The organism is Rhizobium sp. R711 (assembly GCF_002211365.1).
Lineage (GTDB): Bacteria > Pseudomonadota > Alphaproteobacteria > Rhizobiales > Rhizobiaceae > Rhizobium.
This window is the reverse complement of the sequence record NZ_LOKZ01000005.1, coordinates 152165-171644: the sequence shown is the minus strand read 5'-3', so window position 1 is coordinate 171644 and position 19480 is coordinate 152165. Positions and strand designations below refer to the sequence as shown.

Annotated in this window: 19 protein-coding genes; 13 read left to right on the top strand and 6 right to left on the bottom strand. The window is 60.1% G+C overall.

The features are described 5' to 3' along the window. Window positions 1–7: 7 nt before the first annotated feature. The 3 genes from ATY80_RS09565 to ATY80_RS09555 form a co-directional block, all read right to left on the bottom strand. A complete protein-coding gene (locus ATY80_RS09565; RefSeq protein WP_088692196.1) occupies window positions 8–925 on the bottom strand; it encodes an ROK family protein in 918 nt (305 codons plus the stop codon). 73 nt (window positions 926–998) lie between these two features. Next, window positions 999–2333 carry an ATP-binding protein gene (locus ATY80_RS09560; RefSeq protein WP_088692232.1) on the bottom strand — a complete coding sequence of 445 codons (1335 nt, stop codon included), beginning with the start codon at window positions 2331–2333 and terminating at the stop codon, window positions 999–1001. A gap of 2 nt (window positions 2334–2335) precedes the next feature. Beyond that, the gene (locus ATY80_RS09555; RefSeq protein WP_088692195.1) at window positions 2336–2989 is read right to left on the bottom strand and encodes a response regulator; all 654 of its coding nucleotides are present in this window, start codon (window positions 2987–2989) and stop codon (window positions 2336–2338) included. A gap of 222 nt (window positions 2990–3211) precedes the next feature. On the opposite strand from ATY80_RS09555, the gene ATY80_RS09545 reads away from it, so the two are divergent. The 8 genes from ATY80_RS09545 to ATY80_RS09510 all read left to right on the top strand — a co-directional run bounded on the left by ATY80_RS09545 (window position 3212) and on the right by ATY80_RS09510 (window position 12420). Beyond that, window positions 3212–4165: a sugar-binding transcriptional regulator gene (locus tag ATY80_RS09545; protein WP_088692193.1), complete on the top strand. Its 954-nt coding sequence runs from the start codon at window positions 3212–3214 to the stop codon at window positions 4163–4165. A 145-nt stretch (window positions 4166–4310) separates the two neighbouring features. Further along, window positions 4311–5621: a sugar ABC transporter substrate-binding protein gene (locus tag ATY80_RS09540; protein WP_088692231.1), complete on the top strand. Its 1311-nt coding sequence runs from the start codon at window positions 4311–4313 to the stop codon at window positions 5619–5621. 135 nt (window positions 5622–5756) lie between these two features. Beyond that, the gene (locus tag ATY80_RS09535) at window positions 5757–6629 is read left to right on the top strand and encodes a sugar ABC transporter permease (protein ID WP_088692192.1); all 873 of its coding nucleotides are present in this window, start codon (window positions 5757–5759) and stop codon (window positions 6627–6629) included. A gap of 1 nt (window position 6630) precedes the next feature. Then, complete coding sequence (locus ATY80_RS09530) at window positions 6631–7461, top strand: carbohydrate ABC transporter permease (protein ID WP_088692191.1); 831 nt, start codon at window positions 6631–6633, stop codon at window positions 7459–7461. Window positions 7462–7479: 18 nt separating this feature from the next. After that, window positions 7480–8478 carry an ABC transporter ATP-binding protein gene (locus ATY80_RS09525; RefSeq protein ID WP_088692190.1) on the top strand — a complete coding sequence of 333 codons (999 nt, stop codon included), beginning with the start codon at window positions 7480–7482 and terminating at the stop codon, window positions 8476–8478. Between the two features lie 105 nt (window positions 8479–8583). Beyond that, window positions 8584–10065, top strand: coding sequence for a mannitol dehydrogenase family protein (locus ATY80_RS09520; protein WP_088692189.1), 1482 nt, complete (start codon window positions 8584–8586; stop codon window positions 10063–10065). 82 nt (window positions 10066–10147) lie between these two features. Continuing rightward, a complete protein-coding gene (locus ATY80_RS09515; RefSeq protein WP_088692188.1) occupies window positions 10148–10837 on the top strand; it encodes an HAD family hydrolase in 690 nt (229 codons plus the stop codon). Further along, entirely contained in the window at window positions 10837–12420 is a 1584-nt protein-coding gene (locus ATY80_RS09510; protein WP_088692187.1) for an FGGY-family carbohydrate kinase, read from the top strand. The genes ATY80_RS09515 and ATY80_RS09510 overlap by 1 nt, the downstream gene beginning before the upstream one ends. 3 nt (window positions 12421–12423) lie before the next feature. Here the strand turns inward: ATY80_RS09510 and ATY80_RS09505 are convergent, their stop codons facing one another. After that, window positions 12424–13278 (bottom strand): MurR/RpiR family transcriptional regulator, encoded by an 855-nt coding sequence (locus ATY80_RS09505; protein WP_088692186.1) that lies wholly within the window; start codon window positions 13276–13278, stop codon window positions 12424–12426. Window positions 13279–13505: 227 nt separating this feature from the next. On the opposite strand from ATY80_RS09505, the gene ATY80_RS09500 reads away from it, so the two are divergent. Further along, window positions 13506–14219 carry a sulfate transporter family protein gene (locus ATY80_RS09500; protein WP_088692185.1) on the top strand — a complete coding sequence of 238 codons (714 nt, stop codon included), beginning with the start codon at window positions 13506–13508 and terminating at the stop codon, window positions 14217–14219. Between the two features lie 35 nt (window positions 14220–14254). On the opposite strand, the gene nth is transcribed toward ATY80_RS09500, so the two are convergent. Then, complete coding sequence (gene nth / locus ATY80_RS09495) at window positions 14255–15037, bottom strand: endonuclease III (RefSeq protein WP_088692184.1); 783 nt, start codon at window positions 15035–15037, stop codon at window positions 14255–14257. Window positions 15038–15059: 22 nt separating this feature from the next. Between nth and ATY80_RS09490 the strand changes: the two genes are divergently transcribed. The 3 genes from ATY80_RS09490 to ATY80_RS29500 all read left to right on the top strand — a co-directional run bounded on the left by ATY80_RS09490 (window position 15060) and on the right by ATY80_RS29500 (window position 17092). After that, window positions 15060–15557, top strand: coding sequence for a DUF2244 domain-containing protein (locus ATY80_RS09490; RefSeq protein ID WP_088692230.1), 498 nt, complete (start codon window positions 15060–15062; stop codon window positions 15555–15557). 69 nt (window positions 15558–15626) lie between these two features. Continuing rightward, a complete protein-coding gene (locus tag ATY80_RS09485) occupies window positions 15627–16499 on the top strand; it encodes a bifunctional helix-turn-helix domain-containing protein/methylated-DNA--[protein]-cysteine S-methyltransferase (RefSeq protein ID WP_088692183.1) in 873 nt (290 codons plus the stop codon). 329 nt (window positions 16500–16828) lie between these two features. Then, a complete protein-coding gene (locus tag ATY80_RS29500) occupies window positions 16829–17092 on the top strand; it encodes a hypothetical protein (protein WP_245306784.1) in 264 nt (87 codons plus the stop codon). Between the two features lie 17 nt (window positions 17093–17109). Here the strand turns inward: ATY80_RS29500 and ATY80_RS09475 are convergent, their stop codons facing one another. After that, window positions 17110–18093 (bottom strand): sugar-binding transcriptional regulator, encoded by a 984-nt coding sequence (locus ATY80_RS09475; RefSeq protein ID WP_088692181.1) that lies wholly within the window; start codon window positions 18091–18093, stop codon window positions 17110–17112. A 408-nt stretch (window positions 18094–18501) separates the two neighbouring features. Here ATY80_RS09475 and tal point away from each other — a divergent pair, with 408 nt between their 5' ends. After that, window positions 18502–19467 carry a transaldolase gene (gene tal / locus ATY80_RS09470; protein ID WP_088692180.1) on the top strand — a complete coding sequence of 322 codons (966 nt, stop codon included), beginning with the start codon at window positions 18502–18504 and terminating at the stop codon, window positions 19465–19467. The last annotated feature ends 13 nt before the right edge of the window (window positions 19468–19480 follow it).

The following is a 19480-nucleotide window of genomic DNA, read 5'->3' as shown; positions in this document are numbered from 1 at the left end:
CCTACGCTCAGGCTTGGGCGGCTTCCGCCTTCAAGCCGAGTAGTGCGGCGCCGATCAGGCCGGGCTCGACGCGGCATTCGCTGCGGACCACCAGCGGGCGATCGAATTTACGCAGGATGCGTTGACGGACTGCCCTGTCCAGCTCCGCAAGCAGCGGTTCGACGTTGGAAAGTCCGCCGCCGACGGGAACGATGGTCGCGCCGGTGATGTTGACCGTCAGTGCGAGCGGTGAGGCGACGAGATCGACGAAGACGTCAATCGTGCGCGCTGCCTTGGCCTCGCCTCTCAGCCAATCATCGATAATCTCCTGGCTGGAGAGATCGACGTCGTGAAGAGTCTTGTGCAATCGCTCGAGACCGCGGGCGCCGCCGACCGTATCGACGCAGCCCTTCTGGCCGCAGCCGCAGCGAAAGGCCGGGATCGCGACGGGTGGATTGCCTGCGTAAGACGCCAGCGCTGGGCCATGGCCCCACTCGCCGGCAAAGCCACCGGCGGCATTGATCAGCCGGCCGTCTGCGACGACACCGCCTCCGACGCCGGTACCGAGAATGGCACCCAAAACGATGCGGTGGCCGCGTCCGGCGCCGAGATCGGCCTCTGCCATGGCGAAGCAGTCCGCGTCATTGGCGATCAAAACCGGCAGGCCCAGTTCCGCTTCGAGGTCGGCGGCAAGATTGCGGCCGTGGATACAGGGAATATTGGCGCAGGTGAGCCGTTGCGTATCCGGATCGACGACGCCGGCGGTCGAGAAGGCAAGGCGTGTTGGCTGCTCGTCGGTTTCCGCGATGATAGCGCGCAGCGTGCCGACGAAGGCAGAAAAGTCGTCCTTGGGGGTCGGGCGGCGGCCAAGCGGCGTGATGTCGGCTTCGGAATGCGCCACGCCGCCCTTGATGGCGGAGCCGCCGATGTCGAAAGAGATGATCATTCGGGTTCTGCTGCTTTGGAGGGCCTCTGCGTCTGCTCGCACCCTTCCGCGGGTTTTGCAAGCCAAATCCGGGCTAGGCTGGAAGCGTTACTTTCGCTTCGAAGCCGGTTTTCGCGCCGGTCGCCGGCGACGACAATTCCAGCGTCCCACCCATTTGGGCAATGATACGGTCGGCGATAGCCAGTCCGAGCCCGGAACCGGACGCTGTCGTCTTGCCTCGGCTGAAGCGCTTCTTCAGGCTCGCCATCTCGGTATCGCGAACGAGCGGTCCGCCGTTGACGACGCGGATAATGCCGCCGCTTTCAAGGCTGACATTGACCGGAAGTTCCGGGTCGCCGTGCAGCAAGGCGTTCTCGATCAAGTTTCGCGTGACAATGCCGAAGGCGTCCATGTCAGCGTTGCGGACGAGCTTTGCATCGTGCGCGGCAGAATACTGAAGCCTGCCATTCGTTCGGCTGTCACGCTGAAAGTCCGTGACCACCATGTCGAGGACCGGACGCAAGTCGACCGCGGTTGAGCTCCCGCCGATGCCCGCTTCGGCGCGCGACAGCTGCAAAAGCTTCTCGGCCAGACGTCCGAGATTGACGAGCGAGATCTCGACCTGGTGGACGCGGTCCTGTGTTGCCCCGGGCGGCAGTTCCTCGACAAGGCGTTGGGTCTGGGCAAGAGCGCCAGCGATCGGTGTTCTCAGTTCGTGCGCGCTGTTGGCGGTGAATTCACGCTCCGCTTCGAGCGCCGCGCGCAGGCGTCCCAACAGCAGGTTGACCGATCTCGCAATCGGTCGCAGTTCAACCGGCAGGTTCTGGCCGTTCACCTCGGCCAGGTTGCCGCTGTCCTTGGTACCGATGTCGCGCCGGAGTGTCTCGATCGGTCGTAAAGCGCGCCCGACGATGAACCAGATCGCGAAAATGCTGACGGGAATGAGAGCGATCAGGGGGATGAGCAGCGTCAAGGAGCTTTCGCGCACGGCTTCACGTCGGTTCTTGAAGCGATCGGCCACCTGCAGGAATAGAGAACCGTCGGCCGTCATTTCCGTATAGATGCGAGCCGTTGCCGTGTCGTGGAAGCCTGTGCGAAGCGGCGCGTCGAAGGGCTCGGCCGGGGCATCATTCGAACGCAGCGCCACTTTGCCACTGGGATCGCGCACCTGATACGTCAAATACTCGCGGCTAGCCGCTGTGTTGAGCATGGCGATGCTGCGTGGATCGATGTTGGTGTTCTGATTCAGATCATCGAGGATCAAGGCCAAGAGGCGCTCGGTCGTCTCCTGCTGGGCACTGTCGAAAATCTCATCGAATTCCTGCTGCATCACACGGACGCTGAGGCCGATCGCGGCAAGCCAAAAGACGACCATGACGGTGGTCAAGGCAAGGATGAGCGGGCCGGTAATGCTGCGTTCGCGTTTCATCTTCATCCAAGCGTATAACCGATGCCGCGTGCCGTGCGGATCCGGTCCTTGCCGATCTTCTTGCGCAGGCGACTTACGTAAACCTCGACCGTATTGCTTTCGATCTCCGAGCCGAACGCGTAGAGCGCTTCCTCGATCCGGTCCTTCGGAACGATCGCCCCGGGCCGCGCCGTCAACAGGTCGAGCACCGCCCATTCGCGGCTTGTGAGGATGATCGTTTCGCCGGCCACGGAAAGCTGATGCAGGGGCCGGTTGATTTCGATATCGGAAATGCGCAGCACGGGATGCGGATTGGCGTCATAACGACGCGCGACCGCCATGATACGCGCTTCCAGTTCGTCCAGGTGGAATGGCTTGACGAGATAGTCGTCGGCGCCGGCGTTCAGTCCATCGATGCGATCCGAGATCTGATCTCGTGCCGTCAGGATGATGACGGGTGTCTTCAGGCCTCTTTCACGGAGCCGGCGAAGAAACTCGACGCCGCTGCCGTCGGGAAGCTGAAGGTCGAGAAGGATCAGCCCATAGTCGACAGGTCTAGCCGCAGCATCGGCATCGACGAGGTTTTGCACCCAGTCGACGGCATGATTGGCTGCAGCGACGTGATCGCGCACCGCTCCACCGATCAGCCTGTCATCTTCAACCAGCAGAATTCGCACAGCTTTTTTCCTCGGCGCCAGTTAGCCCGCAGTTCAACCCTTGGTCAAGCAAGGCTTGATCGACAAAGATGACAAGCCGATGGCATCCGCCGTCACGAAGCAAGTCAAAATTGGCTGTGCATTTTCTCAATGCACTCGACATTTGCCCGATTTCTGGTTTGATCTGCCGCATCTGCATCTCGCGCCGGCTGCTGCCGGTCCTTTCAGCATGGTAGAGACTTCATGGTAAGAAAATCCGAGACTTCGGGACGGCTGGATGACGCGGCGCGTGCAGGATGGCTCTATTACGTGGCGGGGCGGACGCAGGATGAGATTGCCTCTTCCATGGGGATTTCGCGGCAATCGGCCCAGCGTCTGGTATCGCTCGCCGTTGCCGAACGGTTAATCAAGGTGCGGCTCGACCATCCGATCGCCGCTTGCCTGGAACTCGCCGATGCCGTGCGCAAGAAGTTCAGCCTCAAGCATGTCGAGGTCGTGCCGAGCGACCCGGGTTCGAGCTCGACGACGGTCGGCATCGCGGAGGCCGCAGCGGCTGAAATCGAGCGCTGGCTGAAGCGCCCGGATCCGATCGTGTTGGCGGTCGGGACGGGGCGAACGTTGAAGGCCGCGGTCGACCAGCTGCCCGCCATTGAATGTCCCAACCATCGCATCGTGTCGCTGACCGGCAACATCGCCCCCGACGGTTCGGCCGCCTACTACAACGTCATCTTCAGTATGGCCGATGCCGTGAAGGCGCGGCACTTCCCGATGCCGCTTCCGGTTCTTGTGACGTCGGCTGAGGAGAGGGAGACCCTGCACGGCCAGCAGCTCGTCCGCTCGACACTGGAAATCAGCGCCCAGGCGGATGTCACCTTCGTCGGTATCGGCGAGCTCGGCATTGATGGACCGCTCTGCGTCGATGGTTTTCTCGAGAAGGATGAGATGATGGAGCTGATGCGCAACGGCGCCGTCGGCGAGATCTGCGGCTGGGTGTTCGACGGCGAGGGAAAGCTGCTCGACAACCCGATCAACGAGCGGGTCGCCTCGGCGTCGATCCCTTCGCGTGAGTCGTCGACCGTCATCGGAATCGGCAAGGGAAAGCGCAAATTCAAGGCGATCAAAGCGGCCGTCATGGGCCACCAAATCAATGCGTTGATCACTGACGAAGACACGGCCGAATATTTGCTCAAGGCGTGAGCAAAAATATATTCTTTTATTTTCAATTAGATAATGCAGACGTTCGCTAACGCAGCAACGAATGGCAATTGACATTTTCTTCCTGAAGGTGAGTAATTGCCCATGAGCAAAGCGAATGCTCGCACCCATCTTCTGGGAGGAAGATATGACATTGAGAACTCTTCTGCTGGGCGCCTGCTCAGCACTGGCGTTTGCCGGCATGGCTTCGGCTGAAACGCTAACGATCGCGACCGTCAACAACGGCGACATGATCCGGATGCAGAAGCTGACGGACGACTTCAAGAAAAAGAACCCCGGCATTGATCTCGAGTGGGTCACCCTCGAAGAAAACGTCCTGCGCCAGAAGGTTACGACCGACATCGCGACCAAGGGCGGTCAGTACGACGTCCTGACAATCGGTACCTACGAAGTTCCGATCTGGGCAAAGCAGGGCTGGCTTCTGCCGCTCGATAATCTCGGCAAGGATTACGACGTTGACGACCTGCTGCCAGCTATTCGCAGCGGCCTCACCGCAGACGGCAAGCTCTATGCAGCGCCGTTCTACGGTGAAAGCTCGATGGTCATGTACCGCAAGGACCTGTTCGATGCCGCCGGCCTGAAGATGCCCGACGCGCCGACCTGGGATTTCATCGCGGACGCCGCGAAGAAGATCACCAACAAGGACAAGGAAATCTACGGCATCTGCCTGCGCGGCAAGGCAGGCTGGGGTGAAAACATGGCCTTCCTGACGGCGATGTCGAACTCCTTCGGCGCACGCTGGTTCGATGAACAGTGGAAGCCGCAGTTCGATCAGCCGGAGTGGAAGGACACGCTGAACTTCTACGTAAACCTGATGAAGGAAGCCGGCCCTCCTGGTGCTTCATCAAACGGCTTCAACGAAAACCTGGCGCTCTTCCAGACCGGCAAGTGCGGCATGTGGATCGATGCGACCGTTGCTGCGTCCTTCGTCAGCAACCCGAAGGAATCCACCGTGGCCGACAAGGTCGGCTTCGCTCTGGCTCCGGACAAGGGTCTCGGCAAGCGCGGCAACTGGCTCTGGGCCTGGAACCTCGCGGTCCCGGCAGGCTCGCAGAAGGTAGAAGCGGCTGAGAAGTTCGTCGCCTGGGCGACGAGCAAGGATTACACCAACCTCGTCGCCGAGAAGGAAGGTTGGCTGAACGCACCTCCCGGTACACGCACGTCGCTCTATGCGAATGCGGATTACCAGAAGGCAGCTCCGTTCGCGAAGATGACGCTCGACAGCATCAACGCGGCCGATCCGACCAAGCCAACCGTCAAGCCGGTCCCCTATGTCGGTGTTCAGTTCGTCGCCATCCCTGAATTCCAGGGTATCGGCACGGCTGTAGGCCAGCAGTTCTCCGCAGCTCTAGCCGGCCAGGTTTCGGTCGAGCAGGCCCTGCAGAGCGCACAGCAGCTGACGACCCGCGAAATGACCAAGGCTGGTTACATCAAATAAATAACCTCCTGAGAAGGCGGGGCCTTTGACCTCCCCGCCCGTCTGGGTCGCCGAATTGCCCAAACTGCGTTGGCGACCCCCTTTTTTCTCTGCTGCTCCGCAGCCGTCTCCGCTTAAACAGGATCGGTCATCGCCATGGCAACGTTACACACCCGCTCCGCAGCGCGAATGATGGTCGCACCGTCCGTTGTGCTTCTCTTCCTGTGGATGATCGTCCCGCTCGTGATGACGATCTACTTCTCGACGCTGAACTACAATTTGCTCAGCCCGGGCATGGAAACCTTCGTCGGTTTCCTGAACTATAAATATTTCCTGACCGACCCGGCCTTTCTCTCTGCGTTGATCAACACGTTGCTGCTGGTAGTTGGAGTGCTGTTGATCACTGTCATCGGTGGCATCCTGTTCGCGTTGCTGCTCGACCAGGATATTTACGGGCAGGGGATCGTGCGCATCCTGGTGATCGCGCCCTTCTTCGTCATGCCGACTGTCGCGGCGCTGGTGTGGAAGAACATGTTCATGAACCCGGTCAACGGGCTCTTCGCGCATCTTGCCAAGGCGTTCGGCCTGCAGCCTTACGACTGGCTGGCGAATGCGCCGCTGTTTTCGATCATTCTCATCGTTGCCTGGCAGTGGCTGCCTTTTGCGACCCTCATCATGCTGACGGCATTGCAGTCGCTCGATGAAGAGCAGAAGGAAGCCGCCGAGATGGATGGCGCCGGTGCGATCTCGAAGTTCATCTACATCATCCTGCCACACATGGCCCGCGCCATTACCGTGGTGATCCTGATCCAGACGATCTTCCTGCTCTCGGTCTTTGCTGAAATCCTGGTCACCACGAACGGCGGTCCCGGTACGCAGAGCACGAACCTTACCTTCCTCGTTTACGCGCAGGCACTGCTGCAATTCGATATCGGCGGCGCCTCGGCGGGCGGTATCGTCGCGGTCATCCTCGCCAACATCGTTGCGATCTTCCTCGTGCGCCTTGTCGGCAAGAATCTGGAGGCTTGAGATGGCTAGAAAGGTCTCAACTCGACGCAAAGTGGTCATGACGGCGATCGCCTGGACGCTCGGCATCCTGATCTTCTTCCCGATCCTCTGGACGTTCCTGACCAGCTTCAAAACGGAAGCGGATGCCATCGCCTCGCCGCCGCAGTTCCTGTTCTTCCACTGGACAACCGAGAGCTATGCGGAGGTACAGAGCCGCTCAAACTATCTCAGCCACTTCATGAACTCGGTGATCATTTCCTTTGGCTCGACGCTGATCGGTCTGATCATCGCCATCCCCGCCGCCTGGGCCATGGCGTTCTCGCCGACCAAGCGGACGAAGGATCTTCTGATGTGGATGCTGTCCACGAAGATGATGCCTCCAGTCGGCGCGCTCATCCCGATCTACCTGCTGTTCCGCAACTCGGGCTTGCTCGACAGCCGTTTTGGACTGGTGATCGTGCTGACGCTGATCAACCTGCCGATCATCGTGTGGATGCTCTACACCTACTTCAAGGAAATTCCTGGCGAAATCCTGGAGGCGGCCCGGATGGACGGCGCCTCGCTTCTCAAGGAGATCATCTACGTGCTGACGCCGATGGCGGTGCCGGGCATTGCCTCAACACTGCTCCTCAACATCATCCTGGCCTGGAACGAGGCCTTCTGGACGCTGAACCTCAGCGCCTCGAAAGCGGCGCCGCTGACGGCGTTCATTGCGTCCTACTCCAGCCCCGAAGGCTTGTTTTACGCCAAGCTTTCGGCGGCCTCCACGATGGCGATCGCCCCGATCCTGATCCTCGGCTGGTTCTCGCAGAAACAACTCGTCCGCGGCCTGACCTTCGGCGCGGTGAAATAATATATCAGGGAGAGAAACATGGGCAGCATTACCCTTCAGAAAGTCTCGAAGGTCTTCGGTGAAGCCAAGGTCATCCCGTCGATCGACCTCGACATCAAGGACGGTGAGTTCGTCGTCTTCGTCGGCCCCTCGGGCTGCGGCAAGTCCACACTTCTCAGGCTGATTGCAGGCCTCGAGGATGTGTCGGGAGGCAATATTGTCATCGATGGCAAGGACGCGACCGAGAAGGCGCCGTCCGAACGCGGCCTCGCGATGGTGTTCCAGTCCTATGCGCTCTATCCGCATATGAGCGTGCGCAACAACATCGCATTCCCGTTGAAGATGGCCGGCGTCGACAAGGCGGAGATCGACAGAAAGGTCGCAGACGCTGCGCGGGTCCTCAACCTCACCGACTATCTCGAGCGCAAGCCGCGTCAGCTCTCGGGCGGTCAGCGCCAGCGTGTCGCGATCGGCCGTGCCATTGTGCGCCAGCCGTCGGCCTTCCTTTTCGACGAGCCGCTTTCGAACCTGGACGCGGCCCTTCGCGTCAACATGCGCCTCGAGATCAGTGAACTGCACCAGCAGCTGAAAACGACGATGATCTACGTCACCCACGACCAGGTCGAAGCCATGACCATGGCCGACAAGATCGTTGTTCTGAACCGCGGCAATATCGAGCAGGTCGGCTCGCCGCTGGAGCTCTATCACAAGCCGCGCAACCTTTTCGTCGCGGGCTTCATCGGTTCGCCGAAGATGAATTTCGTGAAGGGCCAGTATGCCGCGCAGCTTGGCGCGCCCACGATCGGTGTGCGGCCGGAGCATGTGTTGCTGTCGACCGAAGGCGGCGATTGGAAGGGTAAGGTCATGGTCGCCGAGCATCTCGGTGCGGACACCTTTCTGCATGTCGATGTCGAGGGTATCGATCATGTCACGGCGCGTGGCGGTGGCGACTTTCCGGCAAAGGCCGGCGATGTTGTTTATCTGACGCCCGATAAGACGCGGATCCACAAATTCAACGAAGGCGGCCTCGCCATCTGAGCGCATTGTTGCCGGGTGGGGGACGAGAGCGACGCCGGACAAGGTGTCCGGCGTGCCGATACCGGGATCATAGCTGATCCCGAAGACCTTCAAGAGGACTGAGACATGACGTGCAAACTATCGCTGGCAACGCTTTCCGAGGCGGCAAAAACGGCCGCCGTGCCGACCTATGAGCGGGCGACGCTGAAGGCGGGCATCGTGCACTTCGGCGTGGGCAATTTCCACCGCGCCCACCAGGCGATCTATCTCGACGACCTGTTCAATCTGGGTAAGGATCATGACTGGGCGATCATCGGCGCGGGCATTCTCCCCTCCGACGCGGCGATGCGCGAAAAGCTCGCCGCGCAAGACTTCCTGACGACCGTCGTCGAGCAGGACAACAACAAGACGGCCGCGCGCGTCACCGCGCCGATGATCGACATTCTGCCGGTCGGCGACGCAAAGACGATCATCGCAAAGCTTGCCGATCCCGTAATCCGCATCGTTTCGATGACAATCACCGAGGGTGGCTATTTCATCGACGCGTCCGGCAAGTTCAATCCGGGTCATCCGGCGATCGCCGCGGATGGCCAGAATCCGTCCGGACCGAAGACGGTCTTCGGTCTTATCGTCGCCGGCCTCAAGGCGCGTAAAGAGAAGGGTATCGTGCCTTTCACCGTCATGTCGTGCGACAACATTCCGCATAACGGCGTCGTGACCTCGAACGCCGTTATCGGCACGGCGCGGCTTTCCGATCCCGCCTTCGCCGACTGGATCAAGGCGAATGTCGCCTTCCCGAACGCGATGGTGGACCGCATCACGCCGGCGACGGGGCAGCGCGAAATCGATCTTCTGAAGGACGCCTTCGGCATCGAGGACAACTGGCCGGTCTATTGCGAAGAGTTCAAGCAGTGGGTGCTGGAAGACAAGTTCACGGCGGGGCGTCCGGCGCTAGAGAAGGTCGGCGTCACCTTCGTGCCTGATGTGACGCCCTACGAGCACATGAAGATCCGCATCCTGAACGGAGGACACGCGGCGATTGCCTATCCGGCAGCGCTGATGGACATCCATTTCGTGCATGACTCGATGGAAGACCCGCTGATCCGCGCCTTCCTCGCCAAGCTGGAAAAGGAAGAGATCATTCCGATCGTTCCACCGGTGCCTGACACTTCGCTGACCGATTATTTCGCGCTGATCGAGCGTCGGCTGCTCAATCCCAAGATTGCCGACACCATCCCACGCCTGGCGCAGGATGGATCGAACCGGCAGCCGAAATTCATCCTGCCGTCGACGCTCGACAATCTGAACCAGGGCAGGGATGTTGTCGGCCTAGCGTTGGTGTCGGCGCTGTGGTGCCGCTACTTTGCGGGCAAGACCGATAGCGGCAAGGATATCGCCTTCAACGATGCCAGTGCCGACCGGCTGCATGCGGCAGCACTGAAAGCGAAGGACGATCCGATGGTCTTCCTCTCCTTCGACGACATCTTCGGCGAGGTGTCGAAATCCGAGGTGTTCCGCAAGCGCTTTGCCCACGCACTGAAAACCCTGTGGGAAAAGGGTACGCGCGCAACCCTGCAGCTTTATCTCGACAACAAGCTTGCTGTGTAAGGATTGGTGGCGGCATTCCCGTTGCCACCCTCCGCCAGATCCGGCGGACGGAATTTCTGCACCAACTGCGATTGGGTCTGTCATGGCTAAGGCTGAAACACGGCTGGTCATTTTCGATTGCGACGGCGTTCTCGTCGACAGCGAGCCGATATCGGTGAGCGTCCTCGTCAAGGCAATGAACGATCTCGATGTGCCGATCACCGAGGAGGAGGTTTATGGCCGTTTCCTGGGACGCAGTCTCGCGACGGTGATCGAGACGATGAGGACAGAATACAACGTTCACCCCGGCCAGGAATTTCTCGAGCAGATCCGCACCGATCTCTACGCCCGGTTTCGCAGGGAATTGAAGCCGATCGATGGGATTGGTGAAACGATCGATCGACTTGGGATTCCCTGTTGCGTCGCGTCTTCGAGCCAGGTGGAGCGCATCCGCCTGTCGCTGACGGTCACCGGCCTGATCGATCGGCTGCCTGATATCTTCAGCGCGACGATGGTCAAGCACGGCAAGCCGGCGCCGGACCTTTTTCTTCATGCCGCGCGCGAAATGAACGTCGATCCGGCCAATTGCGTCGTCGTGGAAGACAGCCCGGCGGGGATCGAGGCGGCGAAGGCCGCAGGCATGACGGTGTTTGCTTTCACCGGCGGCTCGCACGCCAATTTTTCCGGCTATCGCGCTGAACTTGACCGGCTTTCTCCCGAAGCCGTGTTTGACGCGATGCCGGATTTGATCCACCTTGTCCGAAAACATAAGCAGGACGGGATGCACCTTTAATGCCTCAGCATGTGGTTGCGGTCGATATCGGCACGGGCAGTGCGCGCGCCGGCGTCTTCGACGCTCGCGGCGCGCTGCTGGGCAAGGCGGAACACCCGATCATCATGAATCGGCCGCGTGAGAACCACGCCGAACACGATTCCGAAGATATCTGGTCGGCGGTCTGCATTGTCGTACGCAAGGCGATGGAGCAATCGGGCGCGGCACCGGCATCGGTGGGTGCCATCGGCTTCGACGCCACCTGCTCGCTCGTCGTGCGCGATGTCGACGGCGGCCAGATCAGTGTTTCCACCGGCGGAGAACGGCGTTTCGACACGATCGTCTGGCTCGACCATCGGGCGCTGAAGGAGGCTGACTTCTGCACGGCGACGAAACATCCCGTGTTGGAGCATTCCGGGCATTTCATGTCGCCGGAAATGGAAATGCCCAAGCTGATGTGGCTGAAGAAGAAGCTGCCCGGTACCTGGATGAATACCGGCTATCTGTTCGATCTTGCCGATTTCATGACCTGGAAGGCAACCGGCGCGCTTGCCCGTTCGCGCTGCACACTGACAGCCAAATGGAACTATCTTGCCCATCTCGACAAGGGTTGGCAGAAGGACTTTCTCGCACAGATCGGGCTCGATGATCTCCTAGAACGCGGACGGTTGCCGGAGGAGACGGTCCCGGTCGGCGAGAGCGTCGGGACGCTGACGCAGGAGGCCGCCTCGGCCCTCGGATTGACAACCGCGTGCCATGTTTCTTCAGGCATGATCGACGCCTATGCCGGGGCTCTCGGCACGCTTGGTGGCGAGGCACAGGATGCACGCAGGCTGGAACGCCAACTGGCGCTCATTGCCGGCACATCGAGCTGCATCGTGTCGTTCTCGCGCGAGCGCAAGCCAAGCCACGGCATGTGGGGTCCATACTACGAGGCGGTTTTCCCGGAATCCTGGCTGGTCGAGGCAGGGCAATCGGCAACAGGCGCGTTGCTCGACCATATCGTGCGAATGCACGCGGCCGGTGGCGAGCCGACGGCGACGCTGCATCAGAAGATCGTCCTACGCATCGCGCAACTTCGCGCCGAAGAGGGCGACGAATTCGGCGCTCGCATCTTTGTCCTGCCGGATTTCCACGGCAACCGCTCGCCGCTTGCCGACCCGCATGCCGTCGGCGGTATCAGTGGCCTGACGCTCGACACGTCCTTCGACGGGCTCTGCGCGCTCTATTGGCGCGCCGCCGTGGCCATCGCGCTGGGGATTCGTCACATCCTCGAGCAGATGAAGGAGTACGGCTACGTGCCCGATACGCTGCATGTCGCGGGCGGCCATGTGAAGAACCCCGTGCTGATGGAACTCTATTCGGATGCAACCGGCTGCAAGGTCGTGGTGCCGAAGATGAATGAGGCGGTGCTGCTAGGCACGGCGATGGCCGCTTCCGTTGCGTGCGGTCTCTATGGCAATCTTGCGGAAGCAGGGTCGGCCATGTATCCGGGCGGCGAAGAGCGATTGCCGAATGCTACCAAACAAGCCCTTTACGACCGCGATTATCGCAGACTGCTCGCCATGTATCGCCACCGCGCCGAACTGGAAGCGATGGAGTAGGGCCTAGCGGTTTCCGCCCTCTCCAAGCACGTTGCCGAATTCGGCCATGCGACGGGTGCGGGCGCTCGCTTGTTCTCCGGCGGCGGCGATGACAGCTTCTGAAAGACAGTCGAGCAGACCCATGAGCGGCGGCAGGTTGTCGTCGTCCTCGGATCGGGCGGGTGGAAGAGCGAGCACAAGATTGGCCTGATCCGGAATCCAATTGGCGCCTTGTGCGGTAATCAGGATGACCTTGTATCCGTAGCGCCGCGCCGTTCGGGCCAGCAGCCGGGCTTTGCCGAAGCGCCGGCTGTCGATCACGATCAGCAGGGCGTCGGTGCCATCCAGTCGTGCGAAAAGCTCGGCGAAACGGCTGCCTGTTCCGTCAAGCGCACGAACGCCGTCTCGGGCGTGCGTCAATCGCTGCGCGAAGTGGGACGCAAAGCCGGATAATCGCGCGTGCGTGGCGACGAATACCTCCCCCGCGGCAGCGATCATCGATACCGCTTCGCTCCACTGCGGTTGGCCCGTCAGGTGGTAAATATGGTGCAGTGCCTGAATCTGCTCGGAAACAAGGACGGCCAACGGCTTGCCGGCGGAGGCGTCGGTCTGCAATTGCGTGAGCGATGCCTGCAGTTGCGTGGGCGAAATGGTGTTCGTCTCGCGGATATGGATCTTGACGCTGTCGAGTCCTTGATAACCAAGCGCCCGAAGAAAACGGCCCACCGTCATGGGGCTCAAATCCAGCCGGTCGGCAACGGAAGCGGCGGTTTCGAAAGGGAGGTCGTTCAGATGTTCCGAGAAGTATTTCGCGATTCGTCGTTCGGCCGGGGTGCCGGACTTGGCGTATTGGCGGAGCTTTTGAACAAAATCTTCCACGTCAGCCGTCCAGATCTTCCCGGAAGCATTTCTCGGATAAGCAGACAACCCTTGTCGTTTGCAACTATTCCGGAAGCTTCTCTCAGGATAAATCAATCTTAGATGATAAATTACTATATATTAACATAGCTTTCCCGACAAGTTTTGGGTCGATCTGCCGGATTTATTTCAGCCTTGCCGTTCAAAGTTCGGTTTCCTACATGGTTGTTGCAACCGGAGACCCCAAAATGATCTTTCAGGCGGCTCGCCTATCCCTAATCAATCTTTTGGCGGCAGAAACGCGCTCAGTTTTTTGGAAGGTCCTAGGGTTGACGCTTCTGGTGCTCGTCGGACTTTGGCTGGCATTACGCAGTGCCTTTATATCGTTTGTCTTCCCGTGGATTGCCAGCTTTTTTCCTGCCATGCCGGATTGGGCAGGGTGGCTCGGCTTCGTGTTTGCGATCGCAGCCGGCATAGGGCTGGCGCTCGGATTGGCGCTGTTGCTGTCACCGGTAACGGCGCTGATCGCCGGCCTGTTTCTCGACGATGTGGCCGAGGTGGTTGAAAAGACGGATTATCCCTCGGATCCGCCCGGCACCGCGATGCCGCTCGCTCCGGCGCTCGCAAGTTCGATCAAGTTTCTAGGGGTGATCGTCCTCGGTAATATCGTCGCGCTCATCCTGCTCTTCGTGCCGGGCGTCAACCTCATTGCCTTTTTTCTGGTCAATGGCTATCTGCTCGGCCGCGAGTTCTTCGAGTTTGCCGCGATGCGGTTCCGGTCGCCGCAGGAGGCAAGGGCGTTCCGCGCCAAACATGCGGCGACAGTCTTCCTCGCGGGGCTTGTCATCGCCGCCTTCCTCGCCGTTCCTATCGTCAACTTGCTGACGCCGCTCTTCGCCGCAGGATTGATGGTGCATCTGCACAAGCTGATTTCCTGCCAGGACGCAGGCGCTCGCGGTTAGATGTCATGTCGAGCATGCTGAAGCATGCACCGGTCTTACTCGACGGCCTCGCCGATAACTTGCGGTGGTAGCTCGACCAGCGGCGCTGGAACGTCGCAGGTCTTTTCGGGTGACTTGCAGATATCGGCGATAACGCAGCGTTCGCATTCCGGCTTGCGCGCCTTGCAGGTGTAGCGGCCATGCAGGATTAGCCAGTGGTGGGCATGGTAGAGGTAGTGTTTTGGCACCACCTTCATCAGGCGTACCTCGACCTCATCGGGCGTCTTGCCCGGCGCCAGCTTGATGCGGTTGGCGATCCGGAAGATGTGGGTATCCACTGCCATCGTTGCCTGGCCGAAGGCCATGGAGAGTACGACATTGGCGGTCTTGCGGCCAACACCGGGCAGCGTCACCAATTCGTCGCGTGTCCGCGGCACGGCGCCATCGAACTTGTCGACCAGCATCTGCGAGAGAGCGATGACGTTCTTGGCCTTGTTTCGATAGAGGCCGATCGTCTTGATGTAATCGCGTACCCGCTCTTCGCCGAGCGCCAGCATCTTTTCGGGCGTGTCGGCGATCTTGAAGAGTGCCCGCGTCGCCTTGTTGACGCCTGCGTCCGTCGCCTGGGCGGAGAGCGCGACGGCGACGACGAGCGTGAAGGGGTTGGTGTGTTCCAGTTCGCCCCTCGGCTCGGGGCGCTGCACGCAAAAGCGGCGGAATATCTCCTCACGCTCGGCTTCGGAATAGGCCGAGCGGACTGCTGCTGGTTTCTTGCTGCGAACGATCACTTTCGAGTTCAGCGACGATGTGGCGGTGGATTTGAGTTTCGGAGTTGGCATGGAAAATCTATACTTGGCAGCCATGATGGAAAGCAACGGCGATAGGGCCGACGAACAACCTGTTTTTGCCGCGGAGCTTTTTCCGTACCGGTCGCTTGGCCGCAAAGGCTTCAAGGTGTTGCTGCTGCTGACCGGCGTGGTCTGCTGCATGTATGGCATGTTCTTCGTGGCCACCGGCGCCTGGCCGATCGGTTTCTTTTTCGGGTTGGATTTTTTGCTGCTCTACGGCGCTTTCTGGCTGAACTACCGTTCCGGTCGAGTGCGGGAGGAAGTGACGGTGTCGCGTACCGATATTTCCGTCCGCAAATTCGCGCCTTCCGGTCGGATGATCGAGCACCACTTCAATCCGTTCTGGACGCGTTTTTTCGTTCGCCGGCATCAGGAAATCGGCATCCTTTCCATGTATATTTCCGGCGAGGGAAGAGGCACGGACATAGGCTCCTTCCTCAACCCTGATGACCGCGAGAGCTTCGCCAAGGCCTTCAAAGGCGCGCTTGCCACCGTCAAGCAGCGGATTTGATCGGCACGCAAGAATCGGGTGGTTTGCGAGGGTTCACTTGACTATCTCCTTGGTACAAGGAGAAAGATCATGAATATGGTAGCCAAGCTGAACAACGACATCACGCCCGACGGCTCTGATTACGAAACCGTGCGCCAGGTGATCGAACTCATCACCGAGGACTATCGCGATCAGCCGTCTCTTGAAATGATCGCAGCGCGGCTCAAGCAATCGCCGACGCAGTTGCAGAAGACATTCACGCGATGGGCGGGCCTGTCTCCGAAGGCATTTCTGCAGGCCGTCACGCTCGATCACGCAAAGCGGCTTCTCCGTGAGGAAGCGATGCCTCTGCTGGAGACATCGATCGAGGTTGGGCTTTCTGGCCCCAGCCGCTTGCACGATCTCTTCGTGACGCACGAGGCCATGTCGCCGGGCGAATGGAAAGCCAAGGGCGGAGGACTGACGATCCGCTACGGCTTCCATCCTTCGCCGTTCGGCGTCGCGCTTGTGATGGCCACCGACCGTGGACTCGCCGGACTTGCATTCAGCGATCTTGGGGACGAGGCGGCCTGTCTTGACGACATGACATGCCGCTGGCCGAATGCGACATATGTCCAGGACGCCGAGGCGACGGCGCCCTATGCCGAGCGTATATTTCAGCCCGGACGCTGGACGTCAGACCAGCCGTTGCGGGTCGTTCTGATCGGCACCGACTTCCAGGTGGAGGTATGGGAAAGCCTGCTGAAGATACCCTTTGGCAAGGCCGTCACCTATAGCGATATCGCCAATGACATTGGGCGGCCGAAAGCGATGCGCGCGGTCGGAGCTGCGGTTGGTGCGAACCCGATTTCATTCGTTGTTCCCTGTCATCGGGCGGTCGGCAAGGGTGGGGCCCTGACCGGCTATCACTGGGGCCTTACCCGCAAGCGTGCGATCCTGGGCTGGGAAGCGGCGCACGCGTGATCGCGGCGGGGCAACTATCCAACCTGTGGATACGCTTCTTCCTTTGAGAGTCCTGCCATCAAAAACTCAGGAATCACCGGTTTGATTCCATGGTAGGACTCGAGGAGGCGGAAATGAACTCTGGAGAAAAGCCATGCAGGGTTGCAGGCATTGCCGTTGGCTTGCTCGCGATGTCACTGGTTCCGGCCTGGGCGGGCTGCAAATCGGCGATGAGTAGTCCGGAATGGCCGGCTGTAGAGCGAGCGATATCGACCGCGCAATTGTGCGAACAGCTTCCCGTAGGCCCAAATCGAACCAGCCGTTTCAAGGTTATTTCTGCAGATGTCTGTTTGACGGGAGATAGTCTCGCATCCATCAAGGCGACGGCACTTTTGACCTGCGAGACGGGCGACAACGCGCTCTTTCAGATGGCTCCCGTAGAGGGCAAGGTGGTCGCAACCGTCTCACTCGATGTGGGAGCCTGCAAGATCACCGACACTCACATCGAAATTGATGGCGAGATCGGAAGCCTTTTATCGGAATTGCCGGATACCCAGGATGTTGGACGGAACTGGGCGCAATCGCAATTGCAGCGCCTGTGCCAGCTGCGGTAACGCCGAGGCGGGCGCCGTTAAACCGCTTCTGCCAGGCCCAACAGCGCCTTGGCGGCGCTCTCGTCGGTAATCAGCGTATTGCAGCCGATCCGCTTGATGGTGGCCCGGATTGCGACCGCCCGATGCGCGCCGCCCGATGACAACACGATATGCTTGGCCTTTTTCAGTGTATCGAGATCCACCGACATGACGCGGCTGTTGATCGAGTGATCGACCGTGTTGCCGTCCTTGTCGAGGAAGTTGAACATCGTGTCACAGACGCAGCCGGCGTCGATCAGTTGCTGCAGTTCGGCTTTTGAGATCCACCCCTCCGACAGAGAGGTCGAATGCGGGCCGATATCGCCGCAGCTGACGATCGCGAGATCCAGCGTTTCGGCCAGGCGATAGATCGTGTCCAGGCCGCATTTCTCGATGAGGTTCCGCTTCGTCTCGGTCGAATCCACCAGCAGCGGAGCGAGGAACATGTAGCACTCCGCGCCGAGCTGGCTGGCGAGCCGCCAAGTGTAGTCGATCGGGTTCGTCTGATGAACGGCAACGACGCCGCCGAGCAGGGAGACGACCTTGCAATTGTCGCGGCGGGGCGGCCGGAAGCTGGAGAGAGAGGCCGTCATGGTGCGGCCCCAGCCGACGCCGATCGTGTAATCATCGGGAATGGCCTCCGAGAGAAACTGTCCCAAGGCAAGACCAACACTCTTCGCCAGAGAGTTGGCGTCGGGTTGCGGCGGCGCCGGCACGACGATCGCTTCGTCGAGGCCATAGGCGCGCTCGAGCTTCACCGACAGTTCAACGCAATCGCCGATGGAATCGTTGATCCAGATCTGCACTTCGCTGCGTTTCATCGCCTCATCGAGCAGACGGATCACCGTCGTGCGGCTGATACCGAGCTGTTCGGCGACGTCCTTCTGCGTCAGCCCCTGATTGTAGTAGAGCCAGGCCGCGCGCAACCTCAGAGACGATGCTTCAGAATAAGCCGTATGCGTGCCGCGTTTGAGCTTGACCACATCTCCTCCGGAGTGAATTGCGCCCTAGATCTACCATCAAGCCAGGGCAGGTTCGTTAATCCGCCCGATAATGACGGGTGTGACACTTATGTCAATTGAAATGCACAAATGTCCTTGACATATCTAGGTTGGAATAGCGATAGTCGCCGCGAAGAAGTCGCCCTTGTGCGTCGGAGGAGGCAATGTGCGGGCAAGTGGGAAGTCACCATCAGCATTTGCGCTGCGGCCTGACGTGCCGCGCAGCCGAAGCATGACGTCTTTCCGCCGCGGCGATACGACCGTCCCTTACATCAGCGCCCGTTCGGAAACGGCGGACGCGATCCGATCAGCGATACCGCTTGTTCGTAGACAGATTTGCCGGTCGAAAATCGCGCCGGCGCGCAGCTCAAGTCAAAAGGACCAGTAACCATGACATCCAAGCTTGACCAACTCCGCGAAATGACCACCGTCGTTGCCGATACCGGTGACATCGAGGCTGTTGCCCGTCTGAAGCCGGTCGATTGCACCACGAATCCGAGCATCGTGCTCAAGGCACTCGGCACACCGATGTTCGCAGACACGGTCAAGGAAGCCGTTGCCTGGGGCAAGAAGCAGGGCGGCAATCCGGAGGCCGTTTCCGCCGCCGTTGCCGATCGTCTGGCGATCTCCGTTGGCGCCGCGCTCGTCAAACTCGTTCCGGGTCGTGTGTCGACTGAAGTCGATGCGGACCTTTCCTTCGATACGGAGGCATCGCTTGCCAAGGCACGTTCGATCATCGCTGCCTATACGGAACGCGGCATCGAGCGCGACCGCATCCTCATCAAGCTGGCATCGACCTGGGAAGGCATTCGAGCTGCCGAAATCCTGCAGAAGGAAGGCATCGACTGCAACCTGACGCTTCTGTTCTCGAAGGCCCAGGCCGTTGCCTGCGCTGACGCCAAGGTATTCCTGATCTCGCCGTTCGTCGGCCGTATCCTTGACTGGTACAAGAAGTCGACGGGCAAGGAATTCACGCCCGAGGAAGATCCGGGCGTTATCTCCGTCCGCGACATTTACAACTACTACAAGGCCAACGACATCAAGACGATCGTCATGGGTGCCTCGTTCCGCAGCGCTGGTGAAATCGAGGCGCTGGCCGGTTGCGATCGGCTGACGATCGCGCCTAACCTGCTCGACGAACTTTCCAACGACCAGGGCAAGCTCGAGCGCAAGCTGTCGCCTGACGTGACGAAGCCCGCCCCGAAGATCACGGTCGACGAAAAGACCTTCCGCTGGATGATGAACGAAGACGCGATGGCGACCGAAAAGCTCGCAGAGGGCATCCGCGCCTTCGCCAAGGACCTCGGCACGCTGCGCAGCAACGTTCAGAAAGAACTGCAGCTCGCAGCTGCTTAAGGACTACGAGCGC

What these genes read in the sequence shown, in the direction of transcription:
- ATY80_RS09565 (WP_088692196.1), bottom strand. Translation starts at nt 925, where the DNA reads ATGATCATCTCTTTCGACATCGGCGGCTCCGCCATCAAGGGCGGCGTG.
- ATY80_RS09520 (WP_088692189.1), top strand. Translation starts at nt 8,584, where the DNA reads ATGACGTGCAAACTATCGCTGGCAACGCTTTCCGAGGCGGCAAAAACG.
- ATY80_RS09530 (WP_088692191.1), top strand. Translation starts at nt 6,631, where the DNA reads ATGGCTAGAAAGGTCTCAACTCGACGCAAAGTGGTCATGACGGCGATC.
- nth (WP_088692184.1), bottom strand. Translation starts at nt 15,037, where the DNA reads ATGCCAACTCCGAAACTCAAATCCACCGCCACATCGTCGCTGAACTCG.
- ATY80_RS09515 (WP_088692188.1), top strand. Translation starts at nt 10,148, where the DNA reads ATGGCTAAGGCTGAAACACGGCTGGTCATTTTCGATTGCGACGGCGTT.
- ATY80_RS09490 (WP_088692230.1), top strand. Translation starts at nt 15,060, where the DNA reads ATGATGGAAAGCAACGGCGATAGGGCCGACGAACAACCTGTTTTTGCC.
- ATY80_RS09535 (WP_088692192.1), top strand. Translation starts at nt 5,757, where the DNA reads ATGGCAACGTTACACACCCGCTCCGCAGCGCGAATGATGGTCGCACCG.
- ATY80_RS09540 (WP_088692231.1), top strand. Translation starts at nt 4,311, where the DNA reads ATGACATTGAGAACTCTTCTGCTGGGCGCCTGCTCAGCACTGGCGTTT.
- ATY80_RS09560 (WP_088692232.1), bottom strand. Translation starts at nt 2,333, where the DNA reads ATGAAACGCGAACGCAGCATTACCGGCCCGCTCATCCTTGCCTTGACC.
- tal (WP_088692180.1), top strand. Translation starts at nt 18,502, where the DNA reads ATGACATCCAAGCTTGACCAACTCCGCGAAATGACCACCGTCGTTGCC.
- ATY80_RS09525 (WP_088692190.1), top strand. Translation starts at nt 7,480, where the DNA reads ATGGGCAGCATTACCCTTCAGAAAGTCTCGAAGGTCTTCGGTGAAGCC.
- ATY80_RS09510 (WP_088692187.1), top strand. Translation starts at nt 10,837, where the DNA reads ATGCCTCAGCATGTGGTTGCGGTCGATATCGGCACGGGCAGTGCGCGC.
- ATY80_RS09500 (WP_088692185.1), top strand. Translation starts at nt 13,506, where the DNA reads ATGATCTTTCAGGCGGCTCGCCTATCCCTAATCAATCTTTTGGCGGCA.
- ATY80_RS09545 (WP_088692193.1), top strand. Translation starts at nt 3,212, where the DNA reads ATGGTAAGAAAATCCGAGACTTCGGGACGGCTGGATGACGCGGCGCGT.
- ATY80_RS09485 (WP_088692183.1), top strand. Translation starts at nt 15,627, where the DNA reads ATGAATATGGTAGCCAAGCTGAACAACGACATCACGCCCGACGGCTCT.